This is a genomic window from Pseudomonas sp. BN414 (assembly GCF_029871275.1).
In the GTDB taxonomy this organism is placed as follows: domain Bacteria; phylum Pseudomonadota; class Gammaproteobacteria; order Pseudomonadales; family Pseudomonadaceae; genus Metapseudomonas; species Metapseudomonas resinovorans_C.
This window is the reverse complement of the sequence record NZ_SSOL01000066.1, coordinates 89,721-114,808: the sequence shown is the minus strand read 5'-3', so window position 1 is coordinate 114,808 and position 25,088 is coordinate 89,721. Positions and strand designations below refer to the sequence as shown.

At 56.9% G+C, this 25,088-nt stretch carries 23 protein-coding genes; 3 read left to right on the top strand and 20 right to left on the bottom strand.

Annotated features, from left to right (window positions below):
• Positions 1–55: 55 nt before the first annotated feature.
• From E8E95_RS14940 to E8E95_RS14930, 3 genes are all read right to left on the bottom strand, one after another.
• Positions 56–1,540, bottom strand: coding sequence for an aldehyde dehydrogenase family protein (locus tag E8E95_RS14940; protein WP_280351381.1), 1,485 nt, complete (start codon positions 1,538–1,540; stop codon positions 56–58).
• A gap of 157 nt (positions 1,541–1,697) precedes the next feature.
• Positions 1,698–2,450 carry an SDR family oxidoreductase gene (locus E8E95_RS14935; RefSeq protein WP_280351379.1) on the bottom strand — a complete coding sequence of 251 codons (753 nt, stop codon included), beginning with the start codon at positions 2,448–2,450 and terminating at the stop codon, positions 1,698–1,700.
• Positions 2,451–2,578: 128 nt separating this feature from the next.
• Complete coding sequence (locus E8E95_RS14930) at positions 2,579–4,234, bottom strand: choline dehydrogenase (RefSeq protein ID WP_280351377.1); 1,656 nt, start codon at positions 4,232–4,234, stop codon at positions 2,579–2,581.
• 400 nt (positions 4,235–4,634) lie between these two features.
• Here E8E95_RS14930 and E8E95_RS14925 point away from each other — a divergent pair, with 400 nt between their 5' ends.
• Positions 4,635–5,663: a LacI family DNA-binding transcriptional regulator gene (locus E8E95_RS14925; protein WP_280351375.1), complete on the top strand. Its 1,029-nt coding sequence runs from the start codon at positions 4,635–4,637 to the stop codon at positions 5,661–5,663.
• Between the two features lie 120 nt (positions 5,664–5,783).
• Here E8E95_RS14925 and E8E95_RS14920 read toward each other — a convergent pair whose 3' ends face one another.
• From E8E95_RS14920 to E8E95_RS14900, 5 genes are all read right to left on the bottom strand, one after another.
• Positions 5,784–7,160 (bottom strand): cytosine permease, encoded by a 1,377-nt coding sequence (locus E8E95_RS14920; RefSeq protein WP_280351373.1) that lies wholly within the window; start codon positions 7,158–7,160, stop codon positions 5,784–5,786.
• 543 nt (positions 7,161–7,703) lie between these two features.
• The gene (locus tag E8E95_RS14915) at positions 7,704–8,429 is read right to left on the bottom strand and encodes an amino acid ABC transporter ATP-binding protein (RefSeq protein ID WP_280351371.1); all 726 of its coding nucleotides are present in this window, start codon (positions 8,427–8,429) and stop codon (positions 7,704–7,706) included.
• Complete coding sequence (locus E8E95_RS14910) at positions 8,426–9,082, bottom strand: amino acid ABC transporter permease (RefSeq protein WP_280351369.1); 657 nt, start codon at positions 9,080–9,082, stop codon at positions 8,426–8,428. The genes E8E95_RS14915 and E8E95_RS14910 overlap by 4 nt, the downstream gene beginning before the upstream one ends.
• Entirely contained in the window at positions 9,079–9,750 is a 672-nt protein-coding gene (locus tag E8E95_RS14905; RefSeq protein ID WP_280351367.1) for an amino acid ABC transporter permease, read from the bottom strand. The genes E8E95_RS14910 and E8E95_RS14905 overlap by 4 nt, the downstream gene beginning before the upstream one ends.
• A gap of 46 nt (positions 9,751–9,796) precedes the next feature.
• On the bottom strand, positions 9,797–10,606 hold the full coding sequence (locus E8E95_RS14900; protein ID WP_280351365.1) for a transporter substrate-binding domain-containing protein: 810 nt from the start codon (positions 10,604–10,606) through the stop codon (positions 9,797–9,799).
• Between the two features lie 500 nt (positions 10,607–11,106).
• On the opposite strand from E8E95_RS14900, the gene E8E95_RS14895 reads away from it, so the two are divergent.
• Complete coding sequence (locus tag E8E95_RS14895) at positions 11,107–11,310, top strand: hypothetical protein (RefSeq protein ID WP_280351363.1); 204 nt, start codon at positions 11,107–11,109, stop codon at positions 11,308–11,310.
• A 166-nt stretch (positions 11,311–11,476) separates the two neighbouring features.
• On the opposite strand, the gene E8E95_RS14890 is transcribed toward E8E95_RS14895, so the two are convergent.
• The 11 genes from E8E95_RS14890 to E8E95_RS14840 form a co-directional block, all read right to left on the bottom strand.
• Complete coding sequence (locus E8E95_RS14890; RefSeq protein WP_280351361.1) at positions 11,477–12,040, bottom strand: NIPSNAP family protein; 564 nt, start codon at positions 12,038–12,040, stop codon at positions 11,477–11,479.
• Positions 12,041–12,047: 7 nt separating this feature from the next.
• Entirely contained in the window at positions 12,048–12,800 is a 753-nt protein-coding gene (locus tag E8E95_RS14885; RefSeq protein ID WP_280351359.1) for an SDR family oxidoreductase, read from the bottom strand.
• A 12-nt stretch (positions 12,801–12,812) separates the two neighbouring features.
• Positions 12,813–13,625, bottom strand: a complete 813-nt coding sequence (locus tag E8E95_RS14880) for an aspartate dehydrogenase (protein ID WP_280351357.1) — start codon at positions 13,623–13,625, stop codon at positions 12,813–12,815.
• The gene (locus E8E95_RS14875) at positions 13,622–14,389 is read right to left on the bottom strand and encodes an alpha/beta hydrolase (protein WP_280351355.1); all 768 of its coding nucleotides are present in this window, start codon (positions 14,387–14,389) and stop codon (positions 13,622–13,624) included. Before E8E95_RS14875 ends, E8E95_RS14880 begins: the two co-directional genes overlap by 4 nt.
• Before the next feature lie 14 nt (positions 14,390–14,403).
• The gene (locus tag E8E95_RS14870) at positions 14,404–14,925 is read right to left on the bottom strand and encodes a cupin domain-containing protein (RefSeq protein WP_280351353.1); all 522 of its coding nucleotides are present in this window, start codon (positions 14,923–14,925) and stop codon (positions 14,404–14,406) included.
• Between the two features lie 106 nt (positions 14,926–15,031).
• A complete protein-coding gene (locus E8E95_RS14865; RefSeq protein WP_280351351.1) occupies positions 15,032–16,225 on the bottom strand; it encodes an MFS transporter in 1,194 nt (397 codons plus the stop codon).
• A gap of 82 nt (positions 16,226–16,307) precedes the next feature.
• The gene (locus tag E8E95_RS14860; RefSeq protein ID WP_280351349.1) at positions 16,308–17,963 is read right to left on the bottom strand and encodes a choline dehydrogenase; all 1,656 of its coding nucleotides are present in this window, start codon (positions 17,961–17,963) and stop codon (positions 16,308–16,310) included.
• A gap of 302 nt (positions 17,964–18,265) precedes the next feature.
• Positions 18,266–18,982 (bottom strand): LrgB family protein, encoded by a 717-nt coding sequence (locus tag E8E95_RS14855; RefSeq protein WP_280351348.1) that lies wholly within the window; start codon positions 18,980–18,982, stop codon positions 18,266–18,268.
• A gap of 1 nt (position 18,983) precedes the next feature.
• On the bottom strand, positions 18,984–19,343 hold the full coding sequence (locus E8E95_RS14850) for a CidA/LrgA family protein (protein ID WP_280351346.1): 360 nt from the start codon (positions 19,341–19,343) through the stop codon (positions 18,984–18,986).
• 22 nt (positions 19,344–19,365) lie between these two features.
• Positions 19,366–20,235 carry a DMT family transporter gene (locus E8E95_RS14845; protein ID WP_280351344.1) on the bottom strand — a complete coding sequence of 290 codons (870 nt, stop codon included), beginning with the start codon at positions 20,233–20,235 and terminating at the stop codon, positions 19,366–19,368.
• A 77-nt stretch (positions 20,236–20,312) separates the two neighbouring features.
• Positions 20,313–21,005, bottom strand: a complete 693-nt coding sequence (locus tag E8E95_RS14840; RefSeq protein ID WP_280351342.1) for a dienelactone hydrolase family protein — start codon at positions 21,003–21,005, stop codon at positions 20,313–20,315.
• A gap of 494 nt (positions 21,006–21,499) precedes the next feature.
• On the opposite strand from E8E95_RS14840, the gene E8E95_RS14835 reads away from it, so the two are divergent.
• Positions 21,500–23,611 (top strand): methyl-accepting chemotaxis protein, encoded by a 2,112-nt coding sequence (locus tag E8E95_RS14835; protein WP_280351340.1) that lies wholly within the window; start codon positions 21,500–21,502, stop codon positions 23,609–23,611.
• Between the two features lie 248 nt (positions 23,612–23,859).
• Here E8E95_RS14835 and E8E95_RS14830 read toward each other — a convergent pair whose 3' ends face one another.
• Entirely contained in the window at positions 23,860–25,020 is a 1,161-nt protein-coding gene (locus tag E8E95_RS14830; protein WP_280351338.1) for a hypothetical protein, read from the bottom strand.
• Positions 25,021–25,088: the final 68 nt, after the last annotated feature.

The window sequence follows — 25,088 nt, the reverse complement described above, 5'->3', positions numbered from 1 at the left end:
CCAGATCAGCGCCAACACCGGCGCCACGATGATCCGTGACGCCGGTGCTCGGCATTCAGTCCAGGGTGTTGGGCAGTACCGGAGTGCGCGCGCCGAGCTTGATGAAGGTCGACTTCACCTCCATGAATTCGAGCAGCCCGTCCACGCCATTCTCGCGGCCGTAACCGCTCTGCTTGTAACCACCGAACGGCATCTGCGCCGCGCTCTCCAGGTAGGTGTTGACGAACACAGTGCCGCTCTGGAGCTTGCGGGACACATTGAGCGCCTTGTCCACGTCCTTGGTCCACAGACCGTTGCCCAGGCCATATTCGGTATCGTTGGCCAGCTCGATGGCTTCTTCCACGGTCTTGAAGGTAGTAACCGCCAGTACCGGAGCAAAGATTTCCTCACGGAAGATGCGATGGCTGGGCTTCACATTGGTGAAGATAGTCGGACCGACGAACAGGCCCTTGGCCAGTTCGCCATCGGTCAAACGCTGGCCGCCGTATGCCAGCGTGGCGCCCTCTTCCTGGCCGATGCGGATGTATTCCAGCACGCTCTCCAAATGGCCCTCGTGAATCAGGGCACCGATCTGGACTTTCTCGTCCAGCGGCAGGCCGATCACGACCTTCTTCGCACGCTCCACCAGTCGCGAGACGAACTCGTCAGCCACCGATTCCTCGATCAGCAGTCGAGTACCAGCCACACACTCTTCGCCCTGGTTGAGGATTACACCGAACAGCACGCCGTCGAGCGCAGCATCCAGATCCGCATCGGCAAAGACCACGTTGGCGGCCTTGCCACCCAGTTCGAGGGCTACGCGGGTAAGGTCCTGGGCAGCGGTGGCAGCGATCTGCTTGCCCACACGGGTGGAGCCAGTGAAGGAAATCATCGACACGTTCGGATGGCGAGTCAGACGCTCACCAACCACCGAGCCCTTGCCGGTGACGATGTTGATGATGCCCGCCGGCAGGCCGGCCTCGGCAGCCAGCTTGGCCACTTCAAGAGCAGTACCGGAGGTCAGCTCGGAGGGTTTGATCACCACCGGGCAACCGGCAGCCAGCGCATAGGGCAGCTTCTGGAACAGGCACACCATGGGGAAGTTCCACGGCACGATCAGGCCAACGACGCCACGCGGCTCGCGAGTGACCAGGCCGAGCTTGTTCTCACCCAGGTGGGTGTGAGCCTCGCCAGGAATCTGCCAGGCCAGGGACGCAGCAAAACGGGTCAGCTCCGCCGACCAGAGGACTTCGCCCTTCGCATAGACGATGGGCTTGCCCACCTCTTCCGCTTCGATGACCGCCAGACGGTCCGCATCACGCTCGATCAGATCGGCCCACTTGTTTAGCAGGCGAGCGCGCTCGGAGGCCGGCACGTTGGACCAGGCACCGGAGGTGTGCACGCGATGGGCGTGCTCAACGGCCCCATCGACGTCCTTCTCGGTACCCGCTGCAAACTTGGCGAGCAGGTCGCCGTGAGCCGGAGAGGTGCGCTCGATATAGGCGCCCGAGGAAGGTGCCTGTTCCGCGCCATTGATCCAATGCTGATAGCTTCTAGTCATGAGGTTGGTCCCGCAGTTGATCTGCAATGTATACGTTTACAATTTGAGGATCGAAAAACGAGCTGTCAAGCGCCAATAAGCCAGGCTGACGGGCTGCCGGAAGATCCGGGAAGCTCGACGGTCAAGAGGAGGCACCTAGCACTCATTGTCTCGTTCCTTACCAGGCGGTGTAGCCGCCATCGACGGTGAACATCGCGCCGGTGGCGAAGCTCGAATCGTCGGAGGCGAGGAAGAGGATCATGTTCGCGATGTCGGTCGGCTCACCCATCTTGTTCAGCGGCGAGCGCGCTTCCAGGCCCTTCTTGAAGGCCACCGGGTCCGCTACCTGCTCGAACATGCGGTCGTAGTAGCTGGAGGCGATCACACCCGGTGCCACGCTGTTCACCCGCACCCCTTCCAGGGCATGGTCCAGGGCCATGGCGCGGGTCAGCGCAGCCACGCCACCCTTGGCGGCGACATAGGCAGCGCGATCCTTGATGCCGACCACGGAGATGGTCGAGGCCAGGTTCACCACAGCACCGCCACCGCGGCGGACGATTTCCGGAATCGCGTACTTCGAGCAGAGGAACACGCCCTTCAGGTTGACGTCGACCACCTGATCCCAGGTGTCCTCGTCCAGGGTCACCACGGTGCCCAAGGTGCCGAAGCCGGCGTTGTTCACCAGGATGTCCAGGGCGCCGAAGTGGCCAACAGCCGCCTCGACCATCGCCTTCACCTGCTCGGCATTGGCCACATCAGCCTGCACCGCCACGGCTTGCTCGCCAATGGCATCGGCTACTGCCTGCGCCTGCTCAATATTGCGGTCGGCAACTACGACCTTGGCACCCTGTTGAGCGAAAAGCTTGGCGGTGGCTTCGCCGATACCAGCACCGGCACCGGTGATCAGTGCGATTTTGTTCTTCAGCTTCATGACTGATGCTCCCTTGGAACTAAATGTCGAACATTGGTGTTGTAGATCCGCCCTGGCAGCGCCTGGACGAAGAGATAACTCATATCCTCAACCAATCGACCGCAGCCGATGGCGACTCCTGCTGGCCCTCAGGCCGGCAGGTAATAGGATGCGTTGGACTTGGGCAGGGGTGCCCGGCCCCGAATGTGATCCGAAAGCTTCTCCGCCATCATGATGATCGGCGCGTTGAGATTGCCGCTGACGATCTCCGGCATGATCGAAGCGTCGATGACACGAAGGTTTTCGGTTTCGTGTACGCGCCCCCAGGCATCTACCACGCTGTTGGCGTCGTTGCCCATGCGGCAAGAACACGAGGGGTGATAGTTGGTGCCAGCCAGCGCACGCAGGCTTGCAAGGATCTGCTCATCGCTGCTGACACCCGCGCCCGGAGTTACTTCCTCGCCGCGATACGGGTCCCAGGCTTGCTGCGACACCACGTGACGAATCGCCTTGACCGCAGCAATTGCGTCTCGCTTGTCCTCTTCGGTGGAGAGGAAGTTGAAGCTGAACTTGGGTGCCGCTAACGGATCGGCCGAACCCAGCCAGACACGGCCCGTACTGGTCGGACGCATCAGGCTGAAGAAGTACTGGAAGCCGTTCTCCAGCTGGACGCTGCCATGTTGGAACTCGCCCAGCATGGGGATGAATTCGAACTGGACGTTCGGGATTTTCACGTCGTCATGGGTGCGGATAAAAGCTCCAACCTCGAAGAAGTTGGTCGCCCCCAGGCCCTTCTTGAACAGCGTCCAGAGCAGGCCCAGCTTGGCTTTACCCAGGGGGGTGAGTTGCTTGGCGATGGAGACGTTTTGGGTCGCCCGGAATTGCACGGGCGAAGCGATGTGGTCCTTCATGCCCTCACCGACGCCGGGCAGGTGCACGACACTCTTGATCGAGAACTGCGCCAAGTGATCCGCATTGCCGATTCCTGACAGTTGCAGCAGGTGCGGGGAGTGGATAGCACCAGCGCACAGGATGGCTTCCCTACCCACCTCCACTACGTAAGGTTGCCCTTGGCGAACGTAGTGGACTCGCACTGCGCGCTTACCCGCGAACTCGATTCGAGTGACCTGCGCACGATCAAGAACTTGCAGGTTCAAACGATCAGCGTTGGTATGGATATATGCTTGGGAGGTGCTCCAGCGAATGCCTTTGTGCACATTGCGCTGAGTGATATGCACACCTTCCTGCCGGAAGCCGTTGTGATCATCCACGCGTTGGTAGCCAGCCTGAACACCGGCATCGAGGAAGGCGTGATAAAGGGGGTTGTCCGCTTTGCACGTCTCGATGTGCATTGGGCCATTGCCACCGCGATAAACATCCTCGCCTTTGTCGAAGGTCTCGGCCTTGCGGAAGTACGGCAGGCATTCGGCGTAGCTCCACCCCTCAAGCCCCATAGCCCCCCAGTTGTCGTAGTCCCAGGGATTGCCACGCACCCAGTTCATCCCGTTGATGGAACTGGAGCCGCCCAGAACACGGCCACGCGCTTCGTAGATGGTGCGATTTCCCAGTTCCTTCTCGGGTTCGGAGTGCATGTACCAGTTGAAACGATCACTCATCAGCGGGAAACCGAGCGCTGCCGGCATCCGGATGTAGAGACTCTGGTCGGAGGGACCGGCCTCAAGCATCAAGACGGAGCTACTGGTGTCTTCTGAAAGACGGCCTGCCACGACGCTGCCAGCAGAGCCGGAGCCGATGACGATGTAGTCGTAGGTTTTCTGGATTGCCCGCCCGTTGATGTCACGCATGATGTCACCCAAGAAGTCCGCCGTTCATCGAAAAAACGGCATCTAGTAAACGTTTACAGAGAATGACAGGATCTTAGTAAAAATGAAACAGGGACAACACACTATGAACCAACCAGTGGTCGAAAAATAACCAGACCAGGTCAGCAGAAAATCAGCCCATCCAACCCACGAATTCTAGGGTCTCCAGACTACTTCCCCCTTGTGAATTTAAGGTCGGAACACTAGGCTAAGCCTTTAGCTATGCGGCTTGTGGAGAGCAGAGCACCGAACGGGCGCGGGAATTTCCTCCCCTCCCATAGGGCCGAAACTACCGTCAGATGCCCAGTTGAGTGGCGCATTTCGAGAGCAGTTCGCGCTAGCCATCCCCGTCATCCTGACATCCATAGAGGCCCTGGGATTCGTGAGTACCACCAAGAAGTCGCCATCTCGCGTAAACGTTATCGACGTAGCTAAGGCAGCCGGCGTGTCAGTTGCCACAGTGTCGCGCAGCTTCAACCTTCCACACCACGTGAGGGATGACGTTCGCGAAAAGGTCCTCGAAGTCGCCCGGAAGATGGGCTACACGCCTAACTCTGCGGCGAAGGCATTGCGCTCGCGCAAGACCAATGTGATCGGCGCCATCATCCCTACGCTCGATCACGCCATCTACGCCAAGATGATCAACAGCTTCCAAGCCAAGTTGGCGCAGTACGGCTACGTGGTGCACGTCCTGTCCTGTGGGTTCGACTCCAGGACCATCTACGAAAAGGTGAGACTGCTGGTCGAACGCGGCGCAGAAGGCTTGCTTGTGGTGGGAGAGATTGCCGACCCGGAGCTGACAAAGTACCTGAAGGAGTACCGCATGCCGGTGATCTGCACGTACTCCTACTTTGAAGGAAAAGAGTTTCCGTTCATTGGTTTCGACAATTTCAGCGCGACCCAACAGCTCGTCCAGTATCTGCACGGCCTGGGACATCGCCACATGGCCATGCTGACCGGGCCAATCCAGGGCAATGACCGGCAGCAGGCCCGGGTCAAAGCTTTCGTCGAAACGCTGAACGCTTCATCGGGCGGCTGCACCCATGCCATCTATGAAAGCGTTGAGGGTTACAGCATAGAATTCGGCGATACCACGATGCGACGGATCCACATGGAGAAGCCCGAAGTCACCGCGGTCATCTGCAACAGTGATGTCATTGCCTTTGGCGTCCTTTCTGCCTGCAAGAAACTCGGAGTCGACGTGCCCAAGCGCATGACAGTCGTTGGTTATGACAATCTTGAGTTCGCCGAATACCTGGACCCGCCGCTGACGACCCTGGCCATACCGGCCACGGAAATGGGCCAGTTGAGCGCTGAAGCGCTTCTTGCACACCTCAAGAACGGTAGCGAGATCAAGCCTGCCCTTCTGGGTACGCAGCTGATCATTCGCCAGTCCAGTCACGCAATTTGACATACGCAAGGGCCAGCTCCGCCGAGCCAGCACCCCGCCCTTTACAACTGCTGATCAGCCACTAAAAAAGAGCCCGCGCATCAAGCGCGGGCTCTTTCACATCAGGGCTAAGCGTGAAGGTCAGGCAGCCTTTTGCAGGGTCATATTCGGGCTTTTCGACTGAAAGCGATTGCGGTTGTACAGGTAGTACAGCCCGCCCGGAACGATCAAGGCCGGGATCCAACTGATGTCGGTACCGATCATCTGAGCGAAGTAGCTGTGATAGAACGACAGGTCCATGAACGGCACAGTGGAGAGGACGCCGAGCATAAAGATCGCCATGGTGGACCAGCTGTACTTGCCGTACTCGCCGTTCACGTCGTACATGGCGTCCACCGAGTACTTGCCTTTGCGGACCAGGTAGAAGTCCGCGAGGTTGATCGAACTCCAGGGCACCAGGAAGTAGACCTGGGCAATCAGGATGTCAGAGAAATAGGCGAAGAAATTGTACTGGGTAGCGGTGGCGATCCAGGTCGCAGCAATTGCGGTGAGGCCCATCGCGATGAACTTGGTCTTGCGGCTGATTCGCGTCATACCGCGCATGCCGGTGAACATGGTCATGAAGGACATGTAGGCGCTGTACAGGTTCAGCGAGTTGATCTCCAACACACCGAGCACCACGATCACCATTGCCACTTTTGACCAGGGGCCGAAGAAGCTACCAATCGCAGTCCCCGGATCAGAGGTGACGTCCTTGATCAGGACGGCCAGCAGCGCACCCAGCAGCATGACCAGGCCCGCGCCGAGCAGGTTGCCGATGTAGCTAAACCAGAAGGTCTGACGGCTGGAGATATTGGCTGGAAGATAACGAGAATAGTCAGCCACATAAGGACCGAAGCCCAGTGTCCACGACGCAGCCTGAGTAACGGTTAGGGCGAAGGCAGCCAAGGTGAATCCTTGAGAGACATCCATCGCCCCCGCCGGCAGAGGTTGCTGAAGAGCCAGCCCGGCAACAATCAGGAAGATGATCCCGGATAGCGCCGACATCAACGCGCCGAGACGGTGAATCAGCTCATAGCCGATAAAGCCCACGATGAAGGACACCACGCCAAACAGAATGATGGCCGTGTTGTCGCCTACATTCAGGAACGCCTGGACGGAATCTCGCATCACCACACCGTTGGCCGCAGTGAAGAGCACAAACGCCAGGTAGTTGATCAGCAAGGGGAAGCCAGCCCCCAGGACGCCGAATTGAGCACGGCTCTGGATCATCTGCGGGATACCCAGATGCGGCCCCTGGGTGGAGTGCGCGGCCATGAACACAGTACCGATCACACAACCCAGCACCAGTGCGATACAAGTCCAGATCAAACTCAGCCCAGCGACGATACCCAGCGTGCCCACAACCAACGTGGTGACCTGCATGTTTGCACTGAACCAGATCGTGAACAGCCGCCGCGGATGACCGTAGCGTTCGGAGTGGGGAACGAACTCGATGCTTCTTTTCTCGATGTCCATGACTTACCTCTTGCGGGATCCACACCAATTGCAAGGCGTGATCCACCGTCTTGATGACGCTCTTATTAGCTAGAGCAGGTTTTTGAAGTTTTTCAACAAGCCACTGTAAAGGTTTACATTTCGAGCTGAGGTAGAACGGACAATTCTGCTCAGACCAGCTCCCTAGCAGCCTGACCCCCTCCACAACCCCCATTCCAGGGGTGGTGCTTCGGAGGGAATCGCGCTGATTCAGCAGCCCGTCTCTCAATCGCAATGTAAAGGTTTACAGGCAGCATTCATGCCAGTCACGGTCCCCCCGGCGTTCGCGCGCCCATCGATGCGCACAAGACAGGCTTTCTAGCCTGCGGAGAGCCCTATGCGACTGAGGCATGGACCAATCAACGCACGCCGCGCTGTATAAATCTGTAACAGGCCATGTTCCCTTTTCACCAGATGCAGGATGAAAAGAAACAGTGCACACCTGCGAAAATTGCACCGCCATAGCGCCGTGAAAGTTGCGCCGCTCCCCACGGCGCAGCCAATCGAAGACTGGGCATGCAGGCGTCAGTGGATCTGCTTCGCGAGGAACTGCCGCGTCCGCTCGTTCAAAGGGGCATCGATGACCTGGCGCGGCTCGCCGATCTCAGCGATGAGGCCAGCATCGAAGAATGCAACGCGACTGGACACCTCTCTGGCGAATGCGATTTCGTGGGTGACCAGGACCATCGTCATGCCCTCCTCCGACAGCATGCGCAACGTGTCCAGCACTTCCCGAACCAGCTCCGGATCGAGCGCCGAGGTAACCTCGTCAAAGAGCATGTACCGCGGGCGCATTGCCAACGCCCGCGCGATAGCCAGGCGCTGCTGTTGGCCCCCGGACAACTGCGTGGGCGACATCTTCGCCTTTGCGCCAAGCCCCACCTTCACGAGTTGGTCATAGGCTCGTTGCTCTGCCTCTTGCTTCGGAACCTTCTGCACGACCTTGAGAGCCAGGGCAGTGTTCTCCAGAACCGACAGGTGCGGAAAGATGTTGTATTGCTGGAAAACGATTCCGATAGTGGTCCGGAGATTGTTCAGATCCGTCTTTTTCGAGAAGACATCTGTGCCATCCACAACAATGCTGCCACTGTCGATGGGCTCTAAAGCGTTCAGACACTGAAGAAGAGTCGACTTTCCGGAACCGCTCGGCCCAATGATCGAAACGACCTCACCCTTCTGAACCGTCATATCGATACCCTTGAGGATACTGACATCGCCGAAGGACTTGTGGACATTCTTGATCTCAATCATTTCTGGAATCCTTCTTCAAGTTTCTGGCTGTAACGCGATACCGGATAGCAAATCACGAAGTAGAACAATCCAACTCCCAAGAGAATGATCAGCGGCTCCTGGGTCCTGGTAATGACAATCTGCGAAGATCTGAGTAGTTCGATGTAACCGATCACTGCCGCTAGCGAGGTGTCTTTCAGTACCCCCAACATAATGCCAACCCAAGCTGGGAAGGTGTTTTGCAACATGATCGGCACAGTGACATGACGGAAACTCTGCATGTAAGACATGCCCAGAGATCGCGCCGCCCTCTGAAGCTTCGATGGCACCGCCTCGAATCCGCCCTTGTAGATTTCTGAACAGTAAGCCGCCATGTATAGAGAGAGCACCACGCCACTACACACAAAGGGGCTCGCCGGACTCCCCAGAATGGCCAGGGCAGAGTTAGCGACAATCAGCTGGATAATCAGTGGAATTGATCGTGATAAATCAACCAGCGGCGACAGCAGCAGGTTGATAATCTTCGAGGAAGATCGTAGCCAGCCCATGAAGAATCCGATAAGAGTGCCAATAGCAATCACAACGGCAGCAAGCCATATCGTCTTTAGTGCGCCATCCAAGATGAAGTACAGATCACTGATCTGAAGGCTGGAGAACATCGCAGACCCCATCATGCATTCCTCTTTCTAAACAGCACCCAAGAAGAAAGGTTTGTCACGAGCAGCACCGCCTTCACCAAGATGTAGTAGGCCACCGCCGTAACAATGAAGAACTCGAATGACCTGAAGGTTAGCGATTGGGCCGCATAAGTTGCCCCGGTAAGCTCCTGCAATCCGACGACCATTCCGAGCGAGGTATTCAGCAAGCTCCAGATCAGCTGATTGCTGGTTGCCGGTGCAATCAGCGGGACAAGCTGCGGAAGGATGATGTGACGGAACGTTTGCCATCGATTCATCCCCAGAGCTGCCGCAGCTCGGCGCTGCCTTGGATCTATCCCTCTCAAGCCACCGCGCACGATTTCTGCCATGTACCCTGCGGTGTTGAACGCAATGGCACCCAGCACAGCGACGTAAGAATCGACATCGATGCCAAATGCACCCAGGCCGAAGTACGCCATGTAGATCTGAAACAGACACGGAGTGTTGCGGGCGATCTCGATCCAGCTGCTTGCGATGCACCTGACGCCTTTAACTCCCGATTGTTTCGCCCAAGCCAGGAGGAAGGAAATGACGATCCCCAGCAAGAACGAAATCAGGGTCAGCTCAACCGTCATGAGCAAGCCATCCAGAAGATCCGGCATGGACTTCAGCACAGGATTCCATTGAAAGTTGTAGTTCAGCATATGTCCCCTCCCAACAAAAAAGGCGGCCACGAAGGCCGCCTTCCCATCAGTACTTGCTCAGTTGTGGCGCAGTAGCCGAGTACCACTTCTTGTAGAGTTCTGCATATCGCCCACTCTGCTCCTGATTGTGGACAAAGAGGTTTATCCAACGGAGCAGCGACTCATCCTGCCGCCCCACCATAATACCCACCGTGTCTTTCGGGAACGGAGCATCACAGCAGGTATGGAAGTCTGCGTACTGAGGGAGCTTTTGCAGTTCATTGGCTGCCTGAATATTAACAATGAACGCATCGATCTTGCCTTGGGCCAAGGCCAGGTTTCGATCACTATCGTTGGTGAGGGTGAGATACTTACCTTGGGGATCGCTCCACTGCTTGAAGTACTCTTGGAACAGAATATCTTCTGCCGCTCCTTTGACACTGCCGACCTTCTTGCCCTTCAGGTCCTCGAACGAGTTGATACCCGAGTCCTTCCTTGCCATCACAACGAAGCTGTAGCTCGAATAAGGTTGCGAGAAGGCTATGGTCTTGGCGCGTTCAAGTGTGATGGTTGCACTGGCAATGGAGATATCGACACGATTCGAGATCAGCGCGGGAATCCGATCCGGCGAAGATGTCTCAACGATGTTTGGTTCCACCCCGAGAGCCTTCGCCATGTCCTGGCAATACTCCACATCGTAACCAGCAGGCTTGTTATTACCATCGCGGAATCCATTCGGCGGGTAGTCCAGCATGACGCCACATTTCAACTCTCCGGCAGAAATGATGTCGTCCAATTTGTCTGCAAATGCAGAGCTTGCAGTCGCAGTTACTGCACATGCGATTACGAGAGCATGAACCTTGGCCTGAAATTTCATGGATTTCCCCTGTAGCTAAATCGAGGGACGGAGTCCCAAATCTGAGTACGTGCGTCGGGTTATCTGTTGTGTTCTACGCAGCTGCTTTCTGTGCCCCCTGGTAACGATTACCTCCCTTTTATGTAAACGTTTTCAATACAGCAAAGATTGGGCCACAGCGCAGAAACACGGCGCAACCAGCGATCATCTGGGGGGAGCAAGAGGGACGAGCAGCCTCGACGAGAACGGCTGTCACCGGCGGTAACGCAGGAGACTAGAGAGAAACAGTGGCCGGCACGCCAGCGGTGACATCATCCGAGTACGAGGTTCACGAATCGCTGAATGCCCCGTAATAGAGCCATTTCCCACCGTGATGCCCCACGATTGGTATTCGATAATTGAAGCTGTAGGAATCATCAGGCGGACAGGGTGGCCGCTTATAGGTAGTTGGGAAAGTCTAATGTAAACGTTATCATTGCAGGCAAAACAAGCTCCCTCACCTGCCGATTTGCGAGAGCACGATGAACGTCAGAGATGCCATCCTTGCGCTGCTGCTTGCCGCCCACATCCACGACAATGCGGACGCGATCAGGGCTACTGCTCAACGCTGTGCCAAGCGCCTTCCACGACGACATCGGTATCTGATGTTCTCGATCATGGCCAGCCCGGACCCGCTGACGGTCACCGACTACCTCATGAAGAACTTGTCTCGCTGCGGCTGTTAGGCCAAAGGCTAGAGCCCTGATCTCGTGGAGGGCTCTGTTCCTTCCTCTCCAGCCAATCGCCTGCGGACACCTCATCCGACGGACTCTGAAAGCAAAACGGCGCGCCACAAGGGCGCGCCGTTTTGACTTGAGGAATCTGCCCTATTCTCAGGGCTGAGTACCGATATCAGCCTATCTCTAGGGCGAGAGGCTTGAGCCGAGTGACCTCGGTGCATTGCAGGCAGGATTCGGCATCTGCCGATAGAGCAACATCCCCCATCGATGTCAGCACGACCACTTGGTTCGGGTCAGGGAACTCCATACCCCACAGCGCATGAGCCTCGACACCAGACTCTTCGAACCGCTGACGGAATTCGTTGGCTCGGCCTACTTCACAGCCATAACGAACGAGATGGACCTCGTCGCCCTGCGCCATCAGATCATCGGCTACGCGCAACGGATTCAGGACGCGCAGGTGTTGTTTGTGGATCTGCGGCGCGGCCTTGGCCAGGAAGGAATCGCGCCACCCCGGCTTGTTCAGGAGTGCCATTCGCAGGCGCGTCCGATCATCCAGAGAAGCGTATTCCCAGAGATGAAAGAAGCGCACCTGGCGGCTGTCCATCTCCGTCCACATTCCGCGCAGCCGACCAAACTCTTCGCCGCGAATGGGCATGCACACCTGGTTGAAGAGCTTCCAGTAAACCGGCCAAGCCTCAGGCTGAATCCGGTACTCTCGTAGTTCGTGGATCATCTTCGGCTTACCAGGCGGTGTAGCCGCCATCGACGGTGAACATCGCGCCGGTGGCGAAGCTCGAATCGTCGGAGGCGAGGAAGAGGATCATGTTCGCGATGTCGGTCGGCTCACCCATCTTGTTCAGCGGCGAGCGCGCTTCCAGGCCCTTCTTGAAGGCCACCGGATCCGCTACCTGCTCGAACATGCGGTCGTAGTAGCTGGAGGCAATCACACCCGGTGCCACGCTGTTGACCCGCACCCCGTCCAGCGCATGGTCCAGGGCCATGGCGCGGGTCAGTGCAGCCACGCCACCCTTGGCAGCCACATAGGCGGCGCGATCCTTAATGCCGACCACGGAGATGGTCGAGGCCAGGTTCACCACGGCACCACCACCGCGACGGACGATTTCCGGAATCGCGTACTTCGAGCAGAGGAATACGCCCTTCAGGTTCACATCGACCACCTGGTCCCAGGTGTCCTCGTCCAGGGTCACCACGGTGCCCAGGGTGCCGAAGCCGGCATTGTTCACCAGGATGTCCAGACCACCGAAATGCTCAACGGCCTTTTCCACCATGGCTTTGGCCTGCTCGGCCTTGGCAACGTCCACTTCCAGCGCGAAGGCGTTTTCACCGATACGTTCGGCGACAGCCTGCGCGAGGGCATAGTTCTTGTCAGCCACGACAACCTTGGCGCCCTGCTGGGCAAAGAGAATGGCAGTGGCTTCACCGATACCCGCACCTGCACCAGTGATCAGGGCAACTTTGTTTTGCAGTTTCATGATGAGTGCTCCTTAGAAAACCAGGCAGTGGAGTTGTTTGGCGACGGCTTCTTCGATGCTCAGAGCAGCCAGCCAAGAGGTACGGGGATTGTCAGGAAGCGGGTTGTTGGCCAGGCGGATACTCAGTTCGCCAAATGCCCCGGTGGCCTGAACCTCATGCACATTGCGGTCGACGCCGGGGTCAGCAACCAGCTCAACCTGGGTGTTCTCGAAGCCGACACCGGAGAGCGCCACCGCAGCGGTGACGTTGGCATTCTTCGGAAAACGAATGGATGCCTCCGCTGCTGTACCGCGGAAGATGGTGGTCGGCTCGGTAATCTTGCTGAGGTCGAACTCTTCCTCAGCCGGGGAACCGGCCCAAGCTCGCGGCGGCTTGCGGCCGACGTAGACCACCGCTTCCAGACCGGCCGAGCGAGCCGAGCGCAGCGCGTCCAAACCACCGATAGCGCCGGACACCAGGATCAGTCGGGACTCACCATCATGAGCGGCCTGGTCCAGGGCAGCGTTGATTTGCTTGTCAGCCAGAGCACCGATGGATGCGATCACTACATCGATACCGGCACGCAGGATCTCCAGCACCGGGCCGGTGACAGCAGAGTGACCCGCGCACTCGACAACGATGTCCGGACGCCAGTCAATCAGGCCCTGCACATCGGTGAAGACTTCCAGACGGTGCGCCTGGATGAATTCATCACTGTGGACGGCATGGTCAATCGCAGCGAAGGACGCTTGCGGCAGATGGTCGTTCTGCAAGGCCGTCAGAACCCGCTTGCCCATCGCGCCCAGGCCAATGATGCCGACGCGAGAAATGTGTTGAGTGCTCATGCGAGTGACTCCCAGAAATTGCGTAAGAGCGACACGAAATCATCGGTGCGCGTAACGGGTGAGAAATGCCCACCGCTCAGTTCCACAAGCTGCGCACCGGGGATACGGCGAGCCAATTCGCGGGAGTGGTGGTAAGGGATGACGTAGTCATCTTCAGCGCCTACGACGAGGGTCCTGGCACTGATGCGATGCAGCTCATCCAGACGGTTGTAGGACAGCAGCATGTCGATACGGGCGATCACCATGTCGACGTCGACCGGGGAAGGCGCATCGAAATCCAGCGCCTCATCGGTAGCGAAGTTCTCGCCGTACCACTCCGAGGGGTACGCCGCCAGCCGCGTCAGAGCGGTGTAGGCGGTGCCCCCAAGGCGATTCAGAACCAGCTTGCGATAGGCAAAGAAGTCTTCGAAGCGCTTGTCGGGCCGAGCCCAGCCGCTGCTCAGAACAATGCTTTCAACCCGTTCCGGAAAATCGAGGGCGAGGGTTTGCACCACCAGCGATCCGGTCGAGTGACCCACGAAATGAGCACGTTCAATCCCCTTCTGCTCCAGCACATGAAGCACAGCTTCAACGATGCCGGGAATGGTCGGGCGCCCAGACAGCGAGCTACCGCCAACACCCGGATGGTCGAAGGTGATCACGTGATGGGACTGCTCAAGGCGATCCATGACCGGCTTCCAGAAGGAAGCCTGTCCACCCAGCCCAGAGACCAGCACGACGGGATGCCCATGTCCGCTTTCGAGGGCGAAGACTTCAATTGCCATGTCGCTTCGCTCTCTTAGTTCTTGGTGTAGGTGAATACGCCGTTATCGCTGCTTTCGATCTGGGCGATGTTGGTCGGACGCTCGAAAGGCTCAGGCGTGGCATCGCCGTCTTTGCGCGGCCGGCCGATGTCACGGAAGAAGGTTTCCAGGCCGCTCGGGGTCATGAACCAGACCCAGTGCAGATCGGTGTCGCCGTCGTTCAGGAAGGTGTGGGAGTTGTGCTTGCCCAGGAAGAAGGTCGCACCCGGCTCCATCTTGTATTCCACGCCATCGACAGTGGCGGTACCGCTGCCGGACATCACGTGGATGATTTCCTCGTTGGCCGGATGAGCGTGCTCGCGAACACGACCGCCCGGCGGCAACAGCTGAGTCCCCATCGCAAAGTCACGCTCCATTTTGATCATGGAGGGCGAGACGCAGACGGTCACGTAACCATTGGCCGGCTTGGGCTGCCAGTAACTCACTTCGGTCTCGCGATTGAAGTAGTAAACGGTGCCCTTGTCGGCCGGAACGGCGGTATTGGTGGAATCGGACATTTTGGTTCTCCTCATGGGATGAATTGGTTGGGGTGTCGGGGACGTCAGCATGGTTTTTTGGAAAACGTTTTCATTTCAGACCGAACGAAACCTCCGACAGGTCTTCTCACAAATGCACGGGCACGAATCTATCTACGGGGTGTTCTCTTTTCGGACGACCACTGCGCAGGTTGCTCACGGTCAGAGCAATGAACGCAGCAACCGGTATCAGCATTGCGGCTTGCAAGCCGAACATCCCGGAGGTGTAGCCAATGATGGGCGGAGCCATCAGGAAACCCAGGTAGCCCAACGTCCCATTCATGGCCAAGCCAAGACCTGGCGCGCCGGGGTACGCCCGACTGGCACGGCTATACAGCAGAGGAATCATGTTCGAGAGGCCGATGCCGACCAGGATGAAACCGGTGATGGAAACCACCGGAACCGGCACCAGAATCGCTATGCCCAGCCCTGCCCCACCAAGGGCACCGGAACAGCCAAGAACTACCCGGGCGCCCAATCGACGAATCAGGAAGTCACCCAGCAGTCGCCCGATGGCCATCGCCAAACTGAAAGCACCGAAGGCAAAAGCCGCGAAGCTGCCGCTGGCATGGCTGACGTCGGTCAGGTAGAGCGAACTCCAGTCGATGACAGTGCGCTCAATGAACAGAGCCAGGAAGGTCAGCACGGCGATGCACAGCAGTGCCCGATTCGGCCAGGCGAAGTTCCGGACTGGCTCCTGGCTCTCGCTTGGAACCGGCTTCAGGTTGCCAAGGAACGGCGCTGCAAGAATGGTCACTCCAGCCATGACAGTCGCAGCCAGAATCAGGCACTGCACAGGGCCGAACGCATCGGCCAGCAAAGTAGCCACCGTCGAAGCGCCTGCCAGGCCGCCGAAGCTGAACACGGCATGAAACGACGCCATCATCGATTTCTTACGCTCAGCTTCGATGATGGAGCCATGAGTATTCATCGCCACATCAAGGACACTGTTGACGACACCCAGCGAGAAGATCGCCAAGGCGAATCCAAGGGCCGTACCTGCCAGCGCCGAAAGCGGCAGCACCAGGGACACCATCAGCCCACCCAGCATCAGCGCATTCCGGCTACCCAGACGCGTAACCAGGGCGCCGGCGAGTGCCATGGTCAGCATGGTCCCCGCGGCAAACGCTCCCAGGGCGAATCCCAGTTCCTGGTCGGTCAGCTCAAGCGCCTGCTTCATGCCTGGAATGTTGGTGGCCCAGATTGCCAGCAGCATGCCGTTGGCGAAGAACACGGCGGACGTCGCCACCCGTGCCTTTCTCAGTACCTTGGCGTAAAACATCATCACCTCCGAACGCTTTGATTCTTGTTCTGCTGGCCGAGTACACCGTTCGAAGTACCCGGCCATGCTTGCGGCCGTGCCGTCAGGCAACTCGGTAGTAGTCAGCGTTCTCGCGCTTGAGCTGCGGTCGTCCTCGCACGTGGTCGGCGATCTTCTCCGCCATCATGATGACGGGGGCATTCAGGTTGCCGCTGACGATCTCGGGCATGATCGAGGCATCGACAACACGCACGTTGTCAGTTTCGTGCACCTGTCCCCAGGCATTCACCACGCTGAGATCGTCTACCCCCATGCGGCAGGAGCAGCTGGGGTGGTAGTTGGTACCAGCACTCAGACGCAGCATTTCCAGGATTTGAGCATCCGACTGGGTCGCTGCACCGGGAGTGACTTCCTCACCGCGATACGGATCCCAAGCCGGCTGGGAAACGACGTGGCGTATGGCTTTTACGGCGGCAATCGCTTCGCGTTGATCCTCGACGGTGGAGAGGAAGTTGAAGTTGAACTTCGGCGCTTCCAGCGGATTAGCACTGCCAAGCCATACCTGACCGGTACTGGTCGGGCGCATCAGACTGAAGAAGTACTGGAAGCCGTTTTCCAGCTTCACACTGCCGTGCTGGAACTCACCCAGCATCGGGATGAACTCGAACTGGACGTTCGGCACCTTGATCGACTCGTCGGTGCGAATGAAGGCGCCGACCTCGAAGAAGTTGGTCGCGCCCAGACCCTTCTTGAACAACTGCCACATCAGACCGAGCTTCGCCTTACCCAGCAGTGTCAGGTCCTTGGCAATCGAGACATTCTGGGTGGCGCGGTACTGCACTGGCGCTGCGATATGGTCCTTCATGCCCTTGCCTACGCCAGGAAGATCGGCAACGACCTTGATGCCCTTCTCTTCCAAATGGCTGGCTTCGCCGACACCCGACAGCATCAGCAGGTGCGGCGAGTGCAGTGCGCCGGCGCAGAGAATGATTTCGCGGCCGATTTCGATGGTGTGGGGCTCGCCGGCCCAGTGCAGATGCACACGTACTGCGCGACGGCCAGCGAACTCGATGCGGGTTACCTGTGCCCGGTCGCAGACATGCAGACGCTCACGGTCCGGATTGGCGTGCAGGTAGGCCTGGGAAGTGCTCCAGCGAATCCCTTTGTGGATATTGCGTTGGGTGATGTGTACCCCTTCCTGGCGGAAACCATTGTGGTCGTCAACACGCTGGTGACCAGCCTGCACACCAGCTTCTAGGAAGGCGTGGTACAGCGGGTTCTCCGCTTTACAGGTCTCCACCTTCATCGGGCCATTTCCGCCGCGATAGGTGTTAGATCCCTTGTCGAAGCTTTCGGCCTTGCGGAAGTAAGGCAGGCACTCGGCGTAGCTCCAGCCGTCCAGCCCCATCGCCCCCCAGTTGTCGTAGTCCCAGGGGTTGCCACGCACCCAGTTCATGCCGTTGATGGACGACGAGCCGCCCAGCACGCGGCCGCGGGCTTCATAGATGGTGCGATTACCCAGTTCCTTCTCGGGCTCGGAGTGCATGTACCAGTTGAAGCGGTCGTTCATCAGCGGGAAACCGAGCGCTGCCGGCATCCGGATGTAAAGGCTCTGGTCGGAAGGGCCAGCCTCCAGCAGCAGGACCTTTACGCCCCGCTCCTCGGCCAACCTGGCAGCCAACACGCTGCCCGCAGAGCCCGAACCCACAACCACGTAATCATAGGCTTTGAGGGCAGCCCGACCGTAGATATCACGCACGTTTTTCTCCCGAAGGAATTGTTTTTGGAATGGAGCAAGCTTGGGAGCCGTTAACTATTTTGTAAACGATTACAGCAACACTTGCAACACTAGCTACGTACCGCTTGTCACTCACGAGTTCCTGGTGATCGGCGGTAGTCGGATCCCAATCAACAGAAAACGTTTACAAGCAGACTTCATGCCAGCCCCGGCCAATGTCGCCGAGCACTATCAATGCCGGGACACAAATCGGGACCAGGACTCTCACAGGGGCACAATCAGCGCGGAGACAGGCACTCGCGCCACTGGTGTGCCCCCTCTCTTTACCCGAAGAAATTGATCGCCATAGGCAGCAGTACCGCAGTCGACACGCCCATCAGGCTCATAGCCAGTGCAGCGAAGGCTCCAGTTTCCCTGCCTTCCTGCAAGGCCCTGGCAGTCCCCACAGCATGCGCCGTCAACCCTAGCGCCATGCCGACGGCAGCTGGATGCTCGATGCGCAGCCGACGCAGCAAGAATGGCCCCACCACTGCACCGATGATTCCGGTAATCAAGACAAAAACCGCCGCCAACGCTGCTACGCCTCCGACCTGTTCGGCTACGAGCATGGCTATCGGCGAAGTAACGGACTTTGGCGCCAGCGTCATCAGCATCAAATGGTCGACTCCAAAGACCTCACCCAAAAGAAGTGCGATCACGGTGGTAAATGTTCCGCCGATGGACAGCGTCAGCAGGATCGGCCAGAACAGCTGACGGATGCGTTTGAGGTTCTGATAGAGCGGCACCGCAAGGGCGACAGTTGCAGGCCCGAGCAGCACGGAGATCATCGACACGCTGTCTCGGTACTCCACATAGTCGATCCCCAGCGCATACAACATGCACACGATGAGCGCTGCCGACACCAAGACCGGCTGAAGGAACACTAGCCCGGTCCGCTGACTGATCTTCAGGGCGATCTGAAATGCCAGCAGGGTAATCCCGAGACCGAACAACGGATGGTGAATGACCTGGAACCAGCCCCTTCCGATATCAGCGTTCATGTCATTGCTCCTCGCCAGGCTGCTGGCGTTTGATCAAGCGCTGCATCAGCCAGCCGGCGAAATACATCGAAGGCAGCAACGACAGGACCAAGGTCCCAACGATTGGCCAGAGCTGTTTCTCGATGACCTGGAAATAGGCCATGACCCCGGTCGCTGCCGGTACCAGCAGAAGCGGCATGTACTTGAGCAAACTGGAGGCGGCAGTCTCCAGCGATTCCTCGATGCCGCCTGACCATTGGAAGTAGGCGAGGAGCAATACGAGTCCAATGATCGGCCCCGGCACGAAGGGCAGAAAGATTGCACTGAGGCCGGAGCCCAGGATCTGGAATATCACCAACCAGGTAATGCCGTTCAGGAGCATCTCGACAGCCCTCCTCTTTTGACTATTTGAAACGAATCGCTGCGAGCAGGCCGCCGACGACAATCAGCACCATGCCGACGATGGCGCCGACATCTGGGATGTGGCCGTAGAAAATGAAGCCCAGCAATCCGGCGAAAAGGATTTGCACATAGCTGAACGGCGCAAGAGCCGCGGGGCTCGAAAGCTTGTACGCATGCGCGAGGAATAGATGAGCTGCGGTTCCCATGAACCCCAACAGGATCATCAGCGTCACGCCTTCACCAGTTGGGACCACCCAGAAGAAGGGCAACAGCACCGAACTGATCAGCAGCCCAATTAGGCCGACCATCAAGTTCGAAGTGGTGGGGCTGTCTACCTTGCCGGCAACGCGTGTGAGCACCTGATAAACGCTGAAGAATGCAGCAGCTGCGCAAGGAAGAAGCACGGCAGGAGTGAACAGCGCCCCTCCAGGCCGAACGATCAGCAGAACTCCAGCAAGCCCCAGAATCACCGAGAACCATTGTTTCCCCCGAACTCGCTCCGAGAAAAACATCACCGTCAGCATCAGCACGAACAGGGGCGACAGGAAGTTGACCGCAGTGGCCTCAGCCAAAGGAATGAAGCGCAGGCCAAAAATGAAACAGAAACTCAGAGCAACCAGGCAGGCCGAACGCAGGAAATGCAGGTGGTAGCAGTCCGAGTGAAAGGCTCGCATCCCCCCAGAGCGTGCAGCGGTCACTCCCATTACCAGGAAATGCACCAGATAACGCACCCAGACCATAAGCGCGATTGGGTACTCCATAGTCAACCGCTTGGCGAGTGCATCATGACTGGCCAAGAAGAATGCCGTGGCGCAGATAGAAAGGATCGCCAGGACCCGCGCGTTTACCCTCACATCGACAGCAGCGTTCATCTCAGCACCACGTAAAGAACCAGCCGCGCCAACCCGAACAAGTCAGATGGCGGCCGAAACAGAATTCAATGAATCCGTCACAGGTGACGAGAGAGAAACTCCAGGGTTCTTGCCTTGGCTAACGCAGCCGAACGCTGGGAGTAGCTTGCTCGCTCAGGACAGTTGAATCCGTGTTTCTGCCCGTCGTAGATGAAGTGAGTTGCCTCGACTGTCGCCTGAATCTGCGGCATCAACGCATCCACCTCACTCAACGGAATCAGGTGGTCGTCCCCTGCAAAGTGGAAAAGCAGCGGGCATTTGAGATCAGGAATGAGATCCTGGTGATTGCCGAGTCCGCTGCCGTAATACGACACAACAGCCGAGAGCCGACGATCAGCCCCCAGAAGAACGGCAAGGCGCCCCCCGAGACAGAAGCCCATGGCGCCTATCCCCCCCTGCACTATCGGATAAGCGGATAGGTGCTCAATTGCAGCCGCGAGGTCTTGTGCGGTCTGGACAAAGTCCAATGCCCCGTAGTGCCGGTAAGCTTGCTCAGTACCGACCTGGCTGTACTCCAGGGCCACACGATTCTGCTGCCGCCAGAACACGTCCGGGGCAAGAACGACATAGCCATCGGCTGCATATTGGTCAGCCAGGCTGCGAATGTGAGGGTTGACCCCCCAGATTTCCTGAAGCAGCAGGAGGCCCGGGCCATACCCCTTCGGCGGCACAGCCAGGTAGCCGGAAAAGACATTCTGATCTTCCTGCCTGATCGCGACCCATTGACCCATGACTCACCTGCTCGAATCAGTAACCGAATAAAAAAACCCGCCAGTGTGAAGCGGGTAAGAGGTGACGAAACTTCGACATCCAACTCAGTTGCCGCAAAGCCTGGTCGAAACAAAGTGACGCTCATGCAACCCCAGCGACAGGTCGCAGAAGATCGATGAGCGTCGCGCCCTGCTGCCCTCACGTTTTCGATCAGCGATCCAGTTCATGTGTTTCTACCCCACATTCTGTTGATCGTTGCGCGAGCAATGTAATCGTTTACAGGGCGCCGACAATTTCCCAAATCCAAACCCGGCTGTCAATTCCTTTCGTCAACGTTCCCTCAAAGCAGTGCGGATGGGGCGGGTACGGCTCAATTGCTGGGGCCGACGTGCAGAGCGTTCGAGATGCCTTTCCGAATCTCGGATGTGGTCGGTCCTCACAAGGCATTGCAAAACGCCTCAAATAAGGTAATCGTTTACAGCGAATTCATAACAATAGCCCCACGAGGCCCGGCATGCCCCAACGCCTATCCATTCAGATCAAGACAGTCGCATTGGCGGGATGCTGCCTGCTTGCTGTGGTTCTCGGCCTGGTCTGTTTCTCCATCCAACGCATACAAGACCTTGCCAACCAAGTTCATGCGGCCAGCTCCAGTACGTTGAAGGAAGGCGCCATGGAGTTTCTACGCGAGGCTGGCCGCCACCAAGCGGTACGAGTCAGTGAGCGATTCAGTACCAGCTACATGTTCGCCATCACCGTTTCCAATCAGATCCTGGCATTCCGGCAGCAAGCCATTAGCAGAGGGACGGACCCAGCGATTCTCCGTGAGGACCTCTTTCGGTTCTTGAAGGCACAGGTGCACGGGAACCCCGAGATCCTGGGTATTGCACTTGCTTTCAATCCGGACGCGCTCGATGGCCAGGACTCGCACTTCATCGAGCAAGGGATGGAGCGAGGCAATGACAGTGGACGCTATGCGGTTTACGTGTCACACGTCGAAGACTTTTCGATTGGAGAGAAGGATCTCCAGGACAACGGAAACCCCGCCAACACTTGGTTCGTATGCCCGCAGAAGAGCAGGCGCACTTGCTTAATTGATCCGTACAGCTACCCGCTCAACGGTGTTGAGACTCTAATGTCGAGCATCGCAATACCCTTGATGGACGGAGATAAATTGGTCGGTGTCCTGAGCCTTGACCTGACGCTGGAGAGCTTGCAGCAACTTGCCGTAGACGCAGCAAGCAAGCTTTACGAAGGGCACGGCCACCTCAGTTTCATCAGTTCCAACGGTACGGTTGCAGGCCAGAGCGAGGGGAAGAACGGATTAGGCAAACCGATATCCCTGAAGGAGCCTGACCGAGGCGTGAAAATTGTCGCCGCGCTACCTGGAAGCAATCCCACTCTCCTGGAGGATGGGGACGAGTTGGGCGTCGTTACACCGTTTGCCCCGATCCCAGGCACTAGTCATTGGGGAGTGATGATTGAAGTGCCAGAGTCCGTTCTGCTGGCCCCTGCCCTTGAATTACAAGAAACACTCACCAAGGCAAATCGATCCACCATCCTGTCCCAGATCGGCCTAGGCGCGATAGTCGCTGCATTGGGGGTGATGGCCATGTGGATACTGGCCAAGAGCATCACCCGCCCCATCCTTCAGGTCGCACACATGCTGGAGGAGTTCGCCAACGGTGATGGGAACCTCACTCGTAGACTCCACTACGAGCGCCAGGACGAGATGGGTACGTTGGCTTCTTGGTTCAACTGCTTCCTCGACAAGCTTCAGCCTGTCATCGCGGAAGTGAGCGCGTCTGTCTCCGATACGCGAGCCACCGCGGACCAGGCCGCGAAGATATCCAACGAGGCCAGTGCGGGGATGCAGCACCAGTTCAGAGAGGTCGATCAGGTTGCAACCGCAGCCCATGAGATGAGCGCTACAGCATCGGACGTGGCACGTAGTGCTGCTCTTGCTGCGGATGCCGCACAAGACGTGGAGCAGGCGGCTCGATCCTGCATGCAAGTGATCGAACGCACGAACGAATCGATCACTTTGCTGGCCGGTGAAATGAACCTGGCAATGGAGCAAGTCGAAGCTCTCTCTGGCAGCAGCGCGCGTATCGGCAGTGTTCTGGATGTCATCCGCTCAGTGGCGGAGCAAACAAACCTGCTGGCGCTGAACGCAGCCATTGAAGCAGCTCGCGCTGGAGAGAGTGGTCGCGGCTTCGCGGTGGTCGCTGACGAAGTGAGACACCTGGCCAAGCGCACCCAGGAATCGGTTAGCGAAATCCAGGGCGTTATCCAGAGCCTTCAAAGCGAAACTCGCGCGGTGGTTGAGTCGATGCAGACCAGCCACCAGCGCGCTGGCTCAAGTGTTCAGCATGTTGAGGATGCGACCAGAGCATTGCAAAAGGTCAGCAGTGGCATCGACGTGATTGGAGACATGAACCTCCAGATCGCCAGCGCAGCTGAGGAACAGAGCGCGGTTTCTGAGGAGGTGAACAGGAATGTCTCTGCCATTCGCGATGTCACCGCTTCCTTGGCTCAGCAGGCCGAGGAGTCGGCCAAGATCAGTCAGGCACTCAACGACCTAGCCGATCAGCAGCAGTGTCTGATGAAGAACTTCAGCGTATGAGTTTTACGGCTGCGACGGCGACGACGTTGAGCTTTATGGCGAACAGGCCTCAGCAGAGAAACACCCATTACGGTCTAATACAGACGCGGCGGACAGACAGCCTTCGGCTCGTAGCGAACTGTTATCGGAGCCTGGCAGCTAGAGGAAGCTCATAACTCAGCAGGAAAGGCTGGAGAAGTGGGGAATATAAACAATCTAAAATAGTAGAAAAACATAAAAATCGACAATCACTATAGACAAATCTTTACCTACACATAGCTGGAAAGTGACGTAAAAGTCTGCCTAGAAACCAACGACCCATCATTATGCTGGCAGATCATGCTTCCTGTTTCTATGTTATAGCTATTCTGGGTTACCTCATAAGCAGAAAACAGATTTTTATCTAGCGGCACTTCAGCATATGGATTGTAGTATATATGCAGGCCATCTAGATGTGTCTCTCTATGAAATTTTGAGTCATAAAAGAACGTATCACTACCGCAAACAAGCCCTCCATCAACAAGCCGAAGCGAATAAATGTCATACCTCTCAGAAATTCTTCTATGAGTATAACCAAGCATTGCAGCCCCCTCTTTATTCATGAACTCCAATATATCCATTTTCCTATATCTAGTGGCACGAACCAAATTGCTAACCCCTGCCTCACTAACAGCTTTTCCAAACATCCCAGTCGTTGAAAAAATCACCGCACTTATTTCCTTATAGCTTTCATTTGTAAATATGCCGAGTTCTATTTTCTGATTATTATGATTTTCTATGAAGCCTATTTTCGGAGCGATCATCACCCCATCAGAGTCCGCAACCGGAGGATCAATCCCATACAGAACCCTATTTATTGCCATATTATTCTGAGCGTATGACAAATGATTATCAAAAGGAGCAATTGCAACCACGAATGGGTTACCCTTGACATGCTCAAGACTTGAATATGGATACTTTTTCCCACCTGTACCGGTAAACAAATCCCTTTTATCCTTCAACTTCCCAATCAACTTTATAGTTGATCGATCAAGATGATTACTATCATTAATTTGATCATTAAATGATTCAAAAGAATAATAATCCTCATCCCTATTGAGCCTATTATTGGTCGTCACTGCTTCAACGGAAACAAATTTCCCCGAATGATGCTTCAAATTAAAATCCGGAGCGCTCTTAGCGTAATCAATTTCAAACCCGAACTCTCTAAAGGCCTTGTTTAAATAAATTTCCCACAAGGAAGAATTAAAGGTCGTCTGAAATTCTTTAATAAATTTAGCTGCCTCGCTCCTTCTATCCAACAACCCTAACGACCATTCATTAATGACAGCCATTGCCGCTTTATAGTTTTCCTCCTGAACAACCCTCCTAAAAAGAGGGTGTAGATCAGCGTCTTCCACCACAAGATCAAAAAGATTCACGGCATCCATTTCCCTTCTTCGCCTTTTATTCGATTTTCCGATAACAGGTCACACTGAGCGCAGCGACATTCAACTGG

Bases quoted from the DNA above. Each gene is read 5' to 3' on its own strand.
- E8E95_RS14930 (WP_280351377.1), bottom strand. From the start codon at position 4,234: ATGCGTGACATCAACGGGCGGGCAATCCAGAAAACCTACGACTACATC.
- E8E95_RS14905 (WP_280351367.1), bottom strand. From the start codon at position 9,750: ATGCTGAACTACAACTTTCAATGGAATCCTGTGCTGAAGTCCATGCCG.
- E8E95_RS14920 (WP_280351373.1), bottom strand. From the start codon at position 7,160: ATGGACATCGAGAAAAGAAGCATCGAGTTCGTTCCCCACTCCGAACGC.
- E8E95_RS14875 (WP_280351355.1), bottom strand. From the start codon at position 14,389: ATGGCAATTGAAGTCTTCGCCCTCGAAAGCGGACATGGGCATCCCGTC.
- E8E95_RS14870 (WP_280351353.1), bottom strand. From the start codon at position 14,925: ATGTCCGATTCCACCAATACCGCCGTTCCGGCCGACAAGGGCACCGTT.
- E8E95_RS14850 (WP_280351346.1), bottom strand. From the start codon at position 19,343: ATGCTCCTGAACGGCATTACCTGGTTGGTGATATTCCAGATCCTGGGC.
- E8E95_RS14865 (WP_280351351.1), bottom strand. From the start codon at position 16,225: ATGTTTTACGCCAAGGTACTGAGAAAGGCACGGGTGGCGACGTCCGCC.
- E8E95_RS14885 (WP_280351359.1), bottom strand. From the start codon at position 12,800: ATGAAACTGCAAAACAAAGTTGCCCTGATCACTGGTGCAGGTGCGGGT.
- E8E95_RS14840 (WP_280351342.1), bottom strand. From the start codon at position 21,005: ATGGGTCAATGGGTCGCGATCAGGCAGGAAGATCAGAATGTCTTTTCC.
- E8E95_RS14935 (WP_280351379.1), bottom strand. From the start codon at position 2,450: ATGAAGCTGAAGAACAAAATCGCACTGATCACCGGTGCCGGTGCTGGT.
- E8E95_RS14890 (WP_280351361.1), bottom strand. From the start codon at position 12,040: ATGATCCACGAACTACGAGAGTACCGGATTCAGCCTGAGGCTTGGCCG.
- E8E95_RS14835 (WP_280351340.1), top strand. From the start codon at position 21,500: ATGCCCCAACGCCTATCCATTCAGATCAAGACAGTCGCATTGGCGGGA.
- E8E95_RS14910 (WP_280351369.1), bottom strand. From the start codon at position 9,082: ATGATGGGGTCTGCGATGTTCTCCAGCCTTCAGATCAGTGATCTGTAC.
- E8E95_RS14915 (WP_280351371.1), bottom strand. From the start codon at position 8,429: ATGATTGAGATCAAGAATGTCCACAAGTCCTTCGGCGATGTCAGTATC.
- E8E95_RS14855 (WP_280351348.1), bottom strand. From the start codon at position 18,982: ATGAACGCTGATATCGGAAGGGGCTGGTTCCAGGTCATTCACCATCCG.
- E8E95_RS14845 (WP_280351344.1), bottom strand. From the start codon at position 20,235: ATGAACGCTGCTGTCGATGTGAGGGTAAACGCGCGGGTCCTGGCGATC.
- E8E95_RS14830 (WP_280351338.1), bottom strand. From the start codon at position 25,020: ATGGATGCCGTGAATCTTTTTGATCTTGTGGTGGAAGACGCTGATCTA.
- E8E95_RS14895 (WP_280351363.1), top strand. From the start codon at position 11,107: ATGAACGTCAGAGATGCCATCCTTGCGCTGCTGCTTGCCGCCCACATC.
- E8E95_RS14900 (WP_280351365.1), bottom strand. From the start codon at position 10,606: ATGAAATTTCAGGCCAAGGTTCATGCTCTCGTAATCGCATGTGCAGTA.
- E8E95_RS14940 (WP_280351381.1), bottom strand. From the start codon at position 1,540: ATGACTAGAAGCTATCAGCATTGGATCAATGGCGCGGAACAGGCACCT.
- E8E95_RS14880 (WP_280351357.1), bottom strand. From the start codon at position 13,625: ATGAGCACTCAACACATTTCTCGCGTCGGCATCATTGGCCTGGGCGCG.